The organism is Microbacterium sp. (assembly GCF_041909575.1).
Taxonomy (GTDB): domain Bacteria; phylum Actinomycetota; class Actinomycetes; order Actinomycetales; family Microbacteriaceae; genus Microbacterium.
The window spans coordinates 14,393-27,198 of sequence record NZ_JAYRDE010000009.1; the positions used below are offsets into that span (position 1 = coordinate 14,393).

Here is a 12,806-nt window from a genome sequence, read left to right on the forward strand (position 1 = left end):
GCCTTCGCTCGCGTCGCGGGGAGGTCCCCGCGAGCGCTCTCGGCAGGAGAGACGGTGGCGGATGTCGGCGCCCGGCGTTAGCGTGACGCGGGTGACTGATCTCTCACTGACCACCGGCACGGTCGTCCGCCCCGGAGACGACGACTGGGACTCCGCGCGGGCCTTCCACTCCGGCATCGGCGAGCCCACCGTGATCGTGCGCGCGTCGACGGTCGACGACGTGCGCGCGGCGCTGCGCTACGCGGCATCCGAGCGGCTCGACGTCATGGTGCGCGGCGGGGGGCACAGCGCGTGGGGCGCGGTGCCAGGCGGCGTGACCCTCGACCTCGACGCGCTTGACGAGGTGCGCGTCGAGGGCTCCCTCGTGCACGTCGGCGGCGGAGCGACGTGGGGTGCGGTCGCGCGGATCCTCGCGGAGCACGGGCTCGGCGTCAGCTCGGGCGACACCGCGTCGGTCGGCGTGGGCGGCCTCACCCTCGGCGGCGGCATCGGGTGGATGGTGCGCGCGTGGGGGCTCGCCGCCGACCAGCTCGTCGGCGCCCAGGTCGTGACGGCGCGCGGCGACGTGCTCGAGGTCGATGCCGAGGCGCATCCCGACCTTTGGTGGGCGCTGCGCGGCGGCGGCGGCAACTTCGGCGTCGTCACCCGGTTCGACTTCCGCGCGCACCCGCTCGAGCACGTCGTGTTCGCGACGCTCGGAGTGACCGGCGACGCGCGCCCGGTGCTGCGCACTCTGCGCGACACGATGCGCGATGCGCCGCGCGAGCTCACGATGACCTACATGGACATCCCCGCCATGGATCCGAACGCGCCGGCGGGCGCGACGGTCACGGCGGTCTGGATCGGCGACGACGAGGAGGCCGCGCGCGCAGCCCTCGCACCGTTGCTCGCGGTCGACGGCGTGTCCGAGACCGAGCTCGGCGTGCGCGCCTACCCCGACATCCTCATGGACATGCCCGCCGCCGACCCCGACCAGCCGATGCCCGGGTTCGTCGGAGGCAACACGCTGCTCGGCGAGCTGACCGACGAGGCGATCGATCGCCTCGCGGCGTTCCGCGAGGCCAACGCGGCCTCGGTGCTGTTCCTGCGCTCGCTCGGCGGCGCGTTCGGCGACGTCGCGCAGGACGAGACGGCGTTCCCGGCACGGCACGCGACGTGGTTCGCGATGGCGGGCGCCTTCGACGTGCCGGGGCTCGTGGACGACGGCAACCGTCCGCTCATCCAGGCCGAGTGGGATGCGATCGAGGCGCTCGGCGCGGCGCTCTACGGGAACTTCACTCCCTCCACCGATCCGGGCCTGGTCACGCGCATGTACGGGCCTGAGGCGATGGCGCGCCTGGCCGCGGTCAAGCGGCAGTACGACCCGCAGAACCTCTTTTGCCGCAACCACAACATCGCGCCGGCCTGACCCGCCGACGACGAAGCCCCCGCCGACGGCGGGGGCTTCGTGCGCGAGCGCGGCGGCGCTCAGTGCGTGTCTTCGGCCTCGATCTCGGTGCGGTCGCCCGACCACAGGGTGTGGAACGTGCCGGGCTTGTCGATGCGCTGGTAGGTGTGCGCACCGAAGAAGTCGCGCTGACCCTGCACGAGGGCGGCGGGCAGGCGCTCGGCGCGGAGGCCGTCGTAGTACGCCAGCGACGACGAGAACGCGGGGGCGGGGATGCCGGACCCCGCGGCGGTCTGCACGATCCGGCGCCAGGCGGCCTGCGCGCGGCCGAGCGCCTCGACGAAGTAGGGCGCGGTGAGGAGGACCGGCAGGTCGGGCGCCTCGGCGTACGCGTCGGCGATGCGGTTGAGGAACTGGGCGCGGATGATGCAGCCGCCGCGCCAGATCTTCGACACCGCTCCGAGGTCGATCTGCCAGTCGTACTGCGCGGCGCCGGCGCGGATCTCGTCGAAGCCCTGCGAGTAGGCGACGATCTTCGACGCGTACAGGGCGAGACGGACGTCCTCGATGAACGCGTCGGCGTCCTCGACTGCGAGGCCCTCGGTGGGGCCGGGGAGGTCACGCGACACGGCGCGCTGCTCGGGGTGGCTGGACAGCGACCGCGCGAACACGGCCTCGGCGATTCCCGAGACGGGAACGCCCAGGTCGAGCGCGGTCTGCACCGTCCAGGCCCCGGTTCCCTTCGCACCGGCCTGGTCGAGGATCACGTCCACCAGCGGCTTGCCGGTCTCGGCGTCCACCTGACGCAGCACCTCGGCGGTGATCTCGATGAGGTAGGACTCCAGCTCGCCGCGGTTCCACTCGGCGAACACGTCGGCGATCTCGGCCGGGCTCCTGCCGGTGCCGCGGCGGATGAGGTCGTAGGCCTCGGCGATGAGCTGCATGTCGGCGTACTCGATGCCGTTGTGCACCATCTTCACGAAGTGGCCGGCGCCGTCGTGGCCGATGTGCGTGACGCACGGCTCGCCTTCGGCGACCGCGGCGATCGACTTCAGGATCGGGCCGAGCGTGACCCACGACTCGTCGGACCCGCCGGGCATGATCGAGGGACCCTTGAGCGCGCCCTCCTCACCGCCCGAGATGCCGGCGCCGACGAAGTTGATCCCGGTCTCTCGGACGGCCTTCTCGCGGCGGATGGTGTCGGTGAACAGGGCGTTGCCGCCGTCGACGATGATGTCGCCCGGCTCGAAGACCTCGACCAGCGAGTCGATGACGGCGTCCGTCGGGCGTCCGGCCTTGACCATGATGATCGCGGTGCGGGGCTTGGCCAGCGACGCGGCGAACTCCTCGTACGAGAACGCCGGGACGAACTCCGCCTCGGGGTGCTCGGCGAGCAGCGTGTCGGTCTTCTCGTGGCTGCGGTTGTAGATCGCGACGGTGTTGCCCTCGCGGCTGGCGAGGTTGCGGGCGAGGTTCGAGCCCATCACCGCCAGCCCCACGACGCCGATGTTGGCGCGGGCCGCAGCCGCCGCATCGGGTCCGGTCGGCTCGGGCGTCGGACGCGCGACGTCCTCGGGGGCGGGGGCGCCCTCGTGCTCGGGGGCCGAGCCCGGCTGGTCGTCGCGATCGGTCGAGATGTTCGTCTGCGCCGAGGGGTCGCTCTGAGACACACGCACTCCTGGAGTTCGAAGGGGAGGGTTCCAGCCTAGAGTCTGGCCTGCCCGTGTTACGCGGAGTCGCCGTTCTCCTCACCGCCGCAGGCGGCGGGATGTGAGCTCGTGAGCGTCAGTCCTTGCGGTAGCTCGCGCGGCCCATCGACCAGAAGGCGCCGACGGTCAGCACCGCGCCGACGGCGGCCATCGCGCCGATCAGCCACAGCAGCGCGTGGGACAGAAAGCCGTATTCCATCGGGGTCCTCCAGGGGTGGAACGGGTGCGTTCCTCATCGTAGCGGGGAGGCTGGTAAACTCAGGGCTGAACTTCGGCGAGGGATGCCTCGGGCCGGCCGGTTTCGGCGGGCGCGGCATCCGTGATCGACGCAGTGATGCAGGCCCACGGCTTTCCTCACGCACGCGCGTTCGAGTCGAGAAAACCCCCACATACCTGGGCCCGCCACCCGCGCGGACCCGCGATCAGAACGGGCTCACGCCCGCGAGGAGACATCATGGCCACCGAGACCGACACCAAGGTCCACGCCGAGGTCCGCGAGAACTTCGGCAAGGGCTTCGCCCGCCGCCTGCGCGCCGCCGGCAAGATCCCCGCCGTCATCTACGGGCACGGCACCGCGCCCGTGCACGTCGCACTGCCCGGCCACCAGGTCGCCCTGCTCGTCCGCCGCGCCAACGCGGTGCTCGAGCTCGACGTGAACGGCACGCACCAGCTCACGCTGGTCAAGGACGTCCAGAAGGACCCCGTGCACCAGATCATCGAGCACATCGACCTCCTCGTCGTGAAGAAGGGCGAGAAGATCCAGGTCGACGTCCCGATCTCGGTCATCGGCGAGCCCGCCCCCGGCACCATCGCCGCCCAGGACGCGAACACCGTTCTGCTCGAGGTCGAGGCCACGCACATCCCCGAGCGCATCGAGCTCGACGTCGAGGGCCTCGAGGAGGGCACGCACATCACCGCTGCCGACCTCACGCTTCCCAAGGGCTCCACGCTCGCGGTCGACCCCGAGACGCTGATCGTCGCGATCTCCGTCCCGTCGGCCACGCTCGCGGCCGAGGACGAGATCGCCGCCGCCGACGCCGAGGTCGCCGCCGAGCAGTCGGAGGAGGCCGAGGAGGCCAAGGAGGCCGAGTCCGAGTAAGGGCTCACCGCAGCATCCGTCGAAGCCCGTCCCCGATACTGAAGGGACGGGCTTCGTCGTCGGAAGGGACGGGCAGCAGATGGCAGAGGCGTGGCTGATCGTGGGTCTGGGAAATCCCGGCCCGCGCTACGAGCTCACCCGGCACAACGTCGGTCAGATGGTGATCGACGAGCTCGCCGCGCGCCGGGGCGAGGCGTTCCGCGCGCACAAGGCGAACGCCCGCGTCGCCGAGACGTGGCTGCGTCCGGGTGCGTCGAAGCTGATCCTCGCGAAGCCGAACACGTTCATGAACGTCTCGGGCGGACCCGTCGCGGGACTGGCGAAGTTCTACGGCATCGACCCCGCGCGCGTCGTGATCGTGCACGACGAGCTGGACATCCCGTTCGACACGATCAAGCTCAAGACCGGTGGCGGCCACGGGGGCCACAACGGGGTGCGCGACGTCGCGAAGGCGCTGGACTCCGCCGAGTTCGCCCGCGTGAGGGTCGGCATCGGGCGTCCGCCCGGACGTCAGGACCCCGCCGATTGGGTGCTCGACCCGTTCGGCGCGACGGAGCGGAAGAACCTGCCGATCCTGCTCGCCGATGCGGCGGACGCCGTGGAGCAGCTGGTGGCCGACGGCCTGCTCGCCGCGCAGCAGAAGCACCACGCGCCGCGCGCCTGAGACGGGTCAGCCGCCGATGCCGGACCCGGCGGCGTAGCCGGCCTCCAGGAACGTGCCCAGCACGACGAAGTAGACCACCGGGCCGACGGCCGCTGTCACCACCGCGGCGATCGCCCAGCCGCGCCCGCGGTTCTTCACCAGGGCGATGATCCCCTGGACGAGCGCCCACACACCCAGCGCAGTGCCGACCCAGAACGCGCTCTCGGCCAGCAGGACCCAGTCACGGACGGGTGTCAGGATCGCCCAGTCGAAGTCCGCGCCCAGTGGTCGCAGCGCGATCTCCCGGCCGGTCCCGAGTCCGATGCCGAAGGCCGCGGCCGCCGCGGCGAGGGCGGCGCCGACCGTCGCGACGAGCGCGACCACGAAGGCGACGATCCCGAGCCCGCGGCCCGCCGGACGGGCTGGGGCGTACCCGGGTGCGGGCGGCGCGTACGCCCCGCCCGGCGCGTAGCCGGCGGGCGGAGCATACCCCGCGGGAAGCGCGTATCCCCGCGCGCCGGCGGGCGGTGCGGAGGGGGTGCCGAACGGCGGCGCGCTCGGCGCGGCCCACGCCGGAGCCTGCGCCACGGGGGCGGGTCCGGGGGCGGCCTGCGGGTTCGTCTGGTCGGCGGGGTCGCTCACGCGCTCATCCTATGAGTGCGCGCCGCGTGTCTGGGCCTCCAACTAGACTCGTCCGGTGACAGTTCCCGGGATCGTGCGCGCCCTCGAACAGGCCGAGTCGTTCCGGGATGCCGCGGCCGCGGCATCCGTCGACGGCGACTTCTCCCTCGTGGAAGGCCTCGACGCCCCGCTGCTGGCGGCTCTCCTCGACAGGCGGCGCGTTGCAGGCAGGCCTCCCGCGATCCTGCTCGTCACGCCCACCGGGCGCCGGGCAGAGTCCATCGGCCCCGCGCTGGGCGCCCTCCTTCCGGGCGCCGAGGTGATGCACTTCCCCGCGTGGGAGACGCTGCCGCACGAGCGCCTCAGCCCCAGCGCCGAGATCGTCGGCAACCGGCTCGAGGTGCTCGGCCGCATCGGCCGCTGGTCGGGTGAGACGCCCCTCGTCGTGACCGCGTCGGTGCGCGGCGCGATCCAGCCGCTCGCGGCGGGCCTCACCGACATCCCGCCGATCGCCCTCGTCGTCGGCGAGCGGGGCCACGACCTCGCGGACGTCGCGCTGCGGCTCGTCGAGCTGGCCTATCACCGCGTCGACATGGTCTCGCGGCGCGGCGAATTCGCCGTGCGCGGCGGCATCCTGGACGTCTTCCCCCCGACGGCCCCGCACCCGTACCGCGTGGAGTTCTTCGGTGACGAGGTCGACCAGATCCGCGCGTTCTCGGTCGCCGATCAGCGGTCGCTCCCGGGCGAGGTGCGCGAGGTCTCGCTCATCGCGAGCCGCGAGCTGCTGCTGACGAGCGCCGTGCGTGATCGCGCACGGCAGCTGAAGGACGAGTTCCCGGGGCTCGCCGGCATGCTCGAGCGGATGTCGGAAGGCATTCCCGTCGAGGGCATGGAGTCGCTGCTGCCCGCCGTGGTCGACCGCCTCGTCACGCTCGTCGACTACCTGCCCGAGGGTGCCGCGGTCGCACTCGTCGACCCGGAGCGCGCCGTGGCCCGTGCGATCACGCTGGGCGACACGAACCGCGAGTTCCTCGAGGCCGCCTGGAGCGCGGCGACCGCGGGCGCGCAGGCTCCCATCGACCTGGGGGCGGGGGATTTCCTCACCCTCCCCGCCCTGCGCGAGGCCGCTCAGGCCCGCGGGCAGGCGTGGTGGTCGCTCAGCGCGTTCGACTCGGGAGAGGCGGATGCCTCGGCCGAGGGCCTCCTCGACATCGACGCCGCGCTCGAGGCGGCCGCGGTGGTCCGGGTTCCCGGCACCGCCGTTCCCTCGTTCCAGGGCAACGTCGACGGCGCGACCGCGCACGTCGGGGCGCTCCTGGCCGACGGCTGGCGCGTCGTGGTGGCGGCATCCGGAACCGGGCTCGTCGAGCGGGCCCGCGACGTCCTCGCCGAACGCGGGATCGCCGCGCGCAAGGTCGAAGACCTGCACGGGGTGCCCGAGCCCGGTGTCGCGCACCTCGTCGCGTCGGTGCTCGAGCGCGGATTCCAGGTGCCCGACGCCCGGCTCGCCGTCCTGACCGAGGCGGAGTTCTACGGCCGGACCATCGGCGGCGACCAGCGCGTGGTCAAGAAGCTCGCGTCGCGCCGCAAGAACGTCGTCGACCCGCTCCAGCTCAAGCCGGGCGACTACGTCGTGCACGCGACCCACGGCATCGGGAAGTTCGTCGAGCTGTCGCAGCGCGAGGTCTCCAGCGGCGGGCGCAACGCCGTCAAGAGCGTGCGCGAGTATCTCGTGCTCGAGTACGCGCCCTCCAAGCGCGGCTTCCCCGGCGACAAGCTCTTCGTGCCGACGGATCAGCTCGATCTGCTCTCGAAGTACGTCGGGGGCGAGGCGCCCGCGCTGTCGAAGATGGGCGGCAGCGACTGGGCCGCGGCCAAGGGCCGTGCGCGCAAGGCGGTGCGCGACATCGCGGTCGAGCTCGTCAAGCTGTACTCGGCGCGGATGGCGGCCAAGGGGTACGCGTTCGGGCCCGATACGCCCTGGCAGCGCGAGCTCGAGGAGGCGTTCCCGTTCGCCGAGACGCCCGATCAGCTGCAGACGATCGACGAGATCAAGGCCGACATGGAGAAGCCGATCCCGATGGACCGGCTGCTGTCGGGCGACGTGGGCTTCGGCAAGACCGAGGTCGCCGTCCGCGCGGCGTTCAAGGCGATCCAGGACGGCAAGCAGGTCGCGATGCTCGTGCCGACCACCCTGCTCGTCAAGCAACACCTCGAGACGTTCACCGAGCGGTTCGCGGGCTTCCCGGTCAAGGTCAAGGCGCTGTCGCGCTTCCAGACCGACAAGCAGGCGCGCGAGGTCGTCGCCGGCCTCGCCGACGGCACGCTCGACATGGTCATCGGCACCCATCGGATCCTCACGGAGAAGGTGCTGTTCAAGGACCTCGGACTGATGATCATCGACGAGGAGCAGCGGTTCGGCGTCGAGCACAAGGACGCGCTGAAGAAGCTCAAGACGAACGTCGACATCCTCGCGATGAGTGCGACGCCGATCCCGCGCACCCTCGAGATGGCCGTGACCGGCATCCGCGAGATGTCGACGCTCCAGACGCCGCCGGAGGACCGGCATCCGATCCTCTCCTTCGTCGGGCCGCGCAACGACAAGCAGATCGCCGCGGCGATCCGGCGCGAGCTGCTGCGCGAGGGCCAGGTCTTCTACGTGCACAACCGCGTGCAGTCGATCCAGCGCGTGGCCGCCGACCTCGCCGAGCTCGTGCCCGAGGCCCGCATCGCCGTCGCGCACGGGCAGATGGGGGAGCACGCGCTGGAAGAGGTCGTCGACGCGTTCTGGGAGCGGCGATCCGATGTGCTGGTGTGCACGACGATCGTCGAGACCGGCCTCGACATCTCCAACGCCAACACGATCATCATCGACCGGGCCGACAAGTACGGACTGTCGCAGCTGCACCAGCTGCGCGGCCGCGTGGGCCGGGCGCGGGAGCGTGCCTACGCGTACTTCCTCTACGACGAGCAGAAGCCGCTGTCGGAGACGGCGGCCGACCGTCTCGAGACGATCGCGGTCAACAACGACCTCGGCAGCGGCATGCAGGTCGCGCTGAAGGACCTCGAGCTCCGCGGCGCGGGCAACCTGCTCGGGGCGGAGCAGGCCGGCCACATCGCCGGCGTCGGCTTCGACCTGTATCTGCGCATGATCGGCGAGGCCGTGTCGGCGTTCCGCGGCGACGAGGTCGAGGGTCCGACCGAGCTCCGCCTCGAGCTGCCGGTGCAGGCGCGCATCCCGGATTCCTACATCGACAGCGAGCGGCTGCGTCTCGAGGCGTACCAGAAGCTGTCGGCCGCGGCATCCGTCACCGCGAAGGACGACGCACTCGACCTGGTCGTCGAGGAGCTCAGCGATCGCTACGGCGAGCCGCCGGCCGACGTCGAGGGACTCCTCGCCGTCGCCCGGCTGCGGCGTCGTGCCGCGCAGGCGGGCCTCGCCGATGTCGTGGCGATGGGCCCGAACCTGCGCATCGCACCGGCGAACCTGCCCGACTCGATGCGCGTGCGGCTCCAGCGCCTGCACCCGAAGGCGAAGCTGCTGCAGGGCGGCGAGGCCGTCGTGGTGCCGCTGCCGACCGTGGGCGGCGAACGCGTCGCCGATGCCGACCTCATCGCCTGGGTCGGTCAGCTCCTCGACCAGCTCTGGCCCGAGAAGAAGCCCGACGAGCCCGGCGCCGTGTCGTGAGAGACGGGCGCGGGCTACGCTGACTGCCAGGAGGAGCCATGCGGTTCGAGCACCTCGGGGCGCAGCCCCGCATCCACCCTGACGCGGTCATCGCGCCGACCGCCGTGATCAGCGGCGACGTGCAGATCGGCGCCGACTGCCAAGTGCTGCACGGTGCCGTCATCACGGCCGAGGGCGGTGCGATCACCCTCGGCGACAACGTGATCGTGATGGAGAACGCGCTCATCCGCGCGACCGCGACCAATCCCGTGCACATCGGCGATCACGTGCTCGTCGGGCCGATGGCGAGCGTCTCGGGAGCGACGGTCGGCGACGAGGTGTTCCTCGCGACCGGCACCCGCGTGTTCAACGGCGCACGCATCGGGGAGCGCAGCGAGGTGCGCATCAACGCCGTCGTGCACCTGCGCACGACGCTTCCGCCCGAGACCGTCGTGCCGATCGGCTGGGTGGCGGTGGGCGATCCGCTCCAGGTGCTCGCCCCCGACCGTCACGAGGAGATCTGGGCCGCGCAGCGCGAGCTCGACTTCCCGGGCTACGTGTTCGGACTCGATCGTGAGACGCCCGACCTCATGGTGCAGCTGACCGAGCGGTACGGGCGCTCGCTCGCGCGCCACGCCGACGACCGGCGCGTGGACTGAGCGGATGCCGCGCGCCGCGGCATCCGATTCCCTCCGACGTCAGTCCCAGAAGACGCCGCAGTCGCGGCATTCGAACTCGAGGCGGTCGACCCACCCGTCGTCGAGCTCGCCCCGACGGGCGAACTCCACGGCGAACCACCTCGGCTCGGTCGCCCGCACATCGAGCGACCGGCACTGGGGACACACTTCGGCGACGACGATTCGTGCCATGCCGACACGGTAACCCGGCGCCGCGGATGCCCCGGCAGCGACGCGCGTGTCAGCCGGTGTTCTGCAGTCCGGCGGCGACGCCGCTGACCGAGAGGAGCAGCAGCCGCTGCTGCTCGGGGTCCACCGGCGCGCCCTCGGGGGCGTCGCGCAGCGCGCGCAGCGCCCGCAGCTGCAGCAGCGACAGCGCGTCGACGTAGGGACTGCGCATCTTGACGGCACGCTGGAGCACCGGCTTGTTCGCCAGCAGCTCGGTGCCGCCGGTGATCCGGATCACCCACGAGCGGGTGAGCGCCATCTCGTCGCGCACGAGCGCGGCGAGATCGTCGCGGTCGCCGAGCTCGAGGTAGTGACGCGCGATGCGGTCGTCGGCCTTCGCGAGGCTCATCCCGACGTTGTCGATCAGCGTCCGGAAGAGGGGCCAGTCGTCGTACGCCCGCTGCAGCAGCGGCTCGTCGCCGACGGCCTCCAGGGCCGTGCCGAGGCCGAACCAGCCGGCGAGGTTGATGCGCGCCTGCGTCCAGGCGAACACCCACGGGATCGCCCGCAGGTCCTCGAGCGATTCGACCGAGAGTCCACGCCTGGCCGGGCGCGAGCCCAGGGCGAGGAGGCCGATCTCCTCCATGGGCGTCACGCGGGCGAACCACGGCGCGAAGCCGGGCGCCTTCACGAGCGAGAAGAAGCGGGCGCGGGATGCCTCGTCCAGCGTGGCGGCGACGTCGGCGTACCGCTCGGCGGCGGCACGGTTGCGCTCCTCGTTCGACGGCGCGGAGGCCAGGAGGATGGCCGCGGCGACCTGGTCGATGTGGCGCATCGCGATGGCGGGGTCGCCGTAGCGGGCGAAGATGACCTCGCCCTGCTCGGTGAGCTTGAACCGTCCGTCGACCGAGTGCGGCGGCTGCGCGAGGATCGCCGAGTTCGCGGGCCCGCCGCCGCGGCCGAGGGCGCCGCCGCGGCCGTGGAACAGGGTGAGCTCGATGGCGTTCTCGCGCGCCCACGCCGAGATGGCGGCCTGCGCCTCGTAGAGGGCGAGGTTGGCGGCCACCGGTCCGACGTCCTTCGACGAGTCGGAGTAGCCGAGCATGACCTCCAGCCGGCGGCCGGTCGCCTCGAGGCGCGCGGAGAACTCCGGATGCCCGACGATCTCGGCGAGGATGCGCGGCGCGGCCTGGAGGTCGGCGAAGGTCTCGAACAGCGGGATGACGTCGAGCACCGGGACGACGCCCTCGTCGCCGACGGCGTAGCGGGCGAGGCGGTGGACGGCGGCGAGGTCGTCGGCGGACTGGGTGAACGACACGATGTAGCGCCCGGCCGCACGCGGGCCATAGCGCTCCTGCAGGAACGCGATCGACCGGAAGACGTCGAGCACCTCGTCGGTCTGCTCGCTGCGCGCACCGCCGGCGTCGAGCTCGGCGAGCACCTTTGCGTGGACCGCGGAGTGCTGGCGAACCTCGAGCTCGGTGAGGTGGAAGCCGAACGTCTCGACCTGCCAGAGCAGCTGCTGGAGGTGCCCGTAGGCCTGGCGCGGGGCCCTCGCCTGCACGAGCGACTCCTGCACCACCCGCAGGTCGGCGAGCAGGTGCTCGGGATCGCGGTAGGCGAGATCGGCGTTGCGCTCGCGCGTGGCGGCCAGCTTCCGGGCGAGGAGCAGCAGGATGCGCCGATGCGGCTCGTTGGGGGAGCGCTTGGCGATGTCGGTGGCGGCATCCTCGTCGGCGGCGGACAGCCGCTGCCACAGGGCGAGCAGCGCCGCACTCGGCGGTGTCGTGGCGGCATCGAGGGTGAGGGTGCGGCCGATCCTGCTGGCGGTTCGCTCGAGGCCGAGGAGCACGTGCTCGCTGGCGATCTTGGCGGCCTTGCGGGTCACCGATGCCGTCACGAAGGGGTTGCCGTCGCGGTCGCCGCCGACCCACGAGCCGATCCGGACGAACGGCCGCACCACCGGTGCGCGTCCGCCGGCTCCCGGCCCCTGCAGGGCGTCGTCGACTCTGCGGTAGACGTGGGGGACCGCCGTATACAGCGTCTCGTCGAACACCGCCATCACCGCGCGCACCTCGTCCGTGGGCGACGGCTTCTCGGGGCGGAGCGGGGCGGTGCGCCACAGGGTGTCGACCTCCTCGAGCATGCGGCGCTCGGCGCGGCGCTGGTCGGCCCCGTTGCGCAGCGACGCGTCGTGCTCTTCGAGCAGTGTCGCGAGGCGACGGATGCTGGAGGACACGGCACGGCGGCGGGCCTCGGTCGGGTGCGCGGTGAAGACGGGGTGGAACCGCAGCGACTGGAGCCGCTCGAGCGCGGTGTCGTCGCCCACCTCCGCGGCCAGGCGCACGAAGGCGGCGGCGACGGAGTCGGTCGCCTGCTCGCGGTCGGGACGGCCGTCGCGCTCGCGCAGGATGCGCACCCGCTGGTGCTCCTCGGCGAGGTTCACGAGATGGAAGTAGGCCGTGAACGCGCGCGCGACCTCGTCGGCCCGCTCGACGGTGAACGAGTCCGCGATGGCGGCGGCGCGTGCGAACGCCTCGGGCGTCTCGTCGGTGTAGGCCTGGATCGTCGCGATCCGCAGGCGCTCGACGTCGTCGTAGAGGCCGCTCGAACCGCTCTCGCGCAGCACCTGGCCGAGGAGCGATCCCAGCATGCGCACGTCGGCGCGCATCCTCTCGGGGATCTCCTGCTCGGCCTCGAAGCGCCCGACGAGGTCGATCGCTTCGGTCTGGGTGAGTTCGCGCATGGGTTCCACGCTAGCCCGCCGGTGTTTCGCCGACGTCACGCGCGGCCTCGTGTGACGCCCGGCCGTCGCTAGACTGCCCGCAGGAGTGC

Annotated in this window: 10 protein-coding genes; 5 read left to right on the forward strand and 5 right to left on the reverse strand. The window is 72.2% G+C overall.

Features of this window, described 5'->3' with window-relative positions:
• Positions 1-91 precede the first annotated feature (91 nt).
• A complete protein-coding gene (locus ACE3O1_RS02590) occupies positions 92-1,408 on the forward strand; it encodes an FAD-binding oxidoreductase (RefSeq protein ID WP_374312122.1) in 1,317 nt (438 codons plus the stop codon).
• Between the two features lie 59 nt (positions 1,409-1,467).
• On the opposite strand, the gene gndA is transcribed toward ACE3O1_RS02590, so the two are convergent.
• Both gndA and ACE3O1_RS02600 read right to left on the reverse strand, forming a co-directional pair.
• Positions 1,468-2,895, reverse strand: a complete 1,428-nt coding sequence (gndA, locus tag ACE3O1_RS02595; protein ID WP_374312179.1) for an NADP-dependent phosphogluconate dehydrogenase — start codon at positions 2,893-2,895, stop codon at positions 1,468-1,470.
• 277 nt (positions 2,896-3,172) lie between these two features.
• Positions 3,173-3,295 (reverse strand): hypothetical protein, encoded by a 123-nt coding sequence (locus ACE3O1_RS02600; RefSeq protein ID WP_374312124.1) that lies wholly within the window; start codon positions 3,293-3,295, stop codon positions 3,173-3,175.
• 255 nt (positions 3,296-3,550) lie between these two features.
• On the opposite strand from ACE3O1_RS02600, the gene ACE3O1_RS02605 reads away from it, so the two are divergent.
• Entirely contained in the window at positions 3,551-4,195 is a 645-nt protein-coding gene (locus ACE3O1_RS02605; protein ID WP_374312126.1) for a 50S ribosomal protein L25/general stress protein Ctc, read from the forward strand.
• 79 nt (positions 4,196-4,274) lie between these two features.
• A complete protein-coding gene (gene pth, locus ACE3O1_RS02610) occupies positions 4,275-4,859 on the forward strand; it encodes an aminoacyl-tRNA hydrolase (RefSeq protein WP_374312128.1) in 585 nt (194 codons plus the stop codon).
• A 6-nt stretch (positions 4,860-4,865) separates the two neighbouring features.
• On the opposite strand, the gene ACE3O1_RS02615 is transcribed toward pth, so the two are convergent.
• Positions 4,866-5,480 carry a hypothetical protein gene (locus tag ACE3O1_RS02615; RefSeq protein WP_374312130.1) on the reverse strand — a complete coding sequence of 205 codons (615 nt, stop codon included), beginning with the start codon at positions 5,478-5,480 and terminating at the stop codon, positions 4,866-4,868.
• 55 nt (positions 5,481-5,535) lie between these two features.
• Here ACE3O1_RS02615 and mfd point away from each other — a divergent pair, with 55 nt between their 5' ends.
• Both mfd and ACE3O1_RS02625 read left to right on the forward strand, forming a co-directional pair.
• A complete protein-coding gene (mfd, locus tag ACE3O1_RS02620; RefSeq protein WP_374312132.1) occupies positions 5,536-9,147 on the forward strand; it encodes a transcription-repair coupling factor in 3,612 nt (1,203 codons plus the stop codon).
• 38 nt (positions 9,148-9,185) lie between these two features.
• The gene (locus ACE3O1_RS02625) at positions 9,186-9,785 is read left to right on the forward strand and encodes a gamma carbonic anhydrase family protein (RefSeq protein WP_374312134.1); all 600 of its coding nucleotides are present in this window, start codon (positions 9,186-9,188) and stop codon (positions 9,783-9,785) included.
• 39 nt (positions 9,786-9,824) lie between these two features.
• Here ACE3O1_RS02625 and ACE3O1_RS02630 read toward each other — a convergent pair whose 3' ends face one another.
• Complete coding sequence (locus tag ACE3O1_RS02630; RefSeq protein ID WP_374312136.1) at positions 9,825-9,995, reverse strand: hypothetical protein; 171 nt, start codon at positions 9,993-9,995, stop codon at positions 9,825-9,827.
• 49 nt (positions 9,996-10,044) lie between these two features.
• Positions 10,045-12,717: a phosphoenolpyruvate carboxylase gene (locus ACE3O1_RS02635; protein ID WP_374312138.1), complete on the reverse strand. Its 2,673-nt coding sequence runs from the start codon at positions 12,715-12,717 to the stop codon at positions 10,045-10,047.
• Between the last annotated feature and the right edge of the window lie 89 nt (positions 12,718-12,806).

Coding starts and splice junctions, on each gene's coding strand:
- pth (WP_374312128.1), top strand. CDS start 4,275: ATGGCAGAGGCGTGGCTGATCGTGGGTCTGGGAAATCCCGGCCCGCGC.
- ACE3O1_RS02600 (WP_374312124.1), bottom strand. CDS start 3,295: ATGGAATACGGCTTTCTGTCCCACGCGCTGCTGTGGCTGATCGGCGCG.
- ACE3O1_RS02605 (WP_374312126.1), top strand. CDS start 3,551: ATGGCCACCGAGACCGACACCAAGGTCCACGCCGAGGTCCGCGAGAAC.
- ACE3O1_RS02635 (WP_374312138.1), bottom strand. CDS start 12,717: ATGCGCGAACTCACCCAGACCGAAGCGATCGACCTCGTCGGGCGCTTC.
- ACE3O1_RS02625 (WP_374312134.1), top strand. CDS start 9,186: ATGCGGTTCGAGCACCTCGGGGCGCAGCCCCGCATCCACCCTGACGCG.
- ACE3O1_RS02630 (WP_374312136.1), bottom strand. CDS start 9,995: ATGGCACGAATCGTCGTCGCCGAAGTGTGTCCCCAGTGCCGGTCGCTC.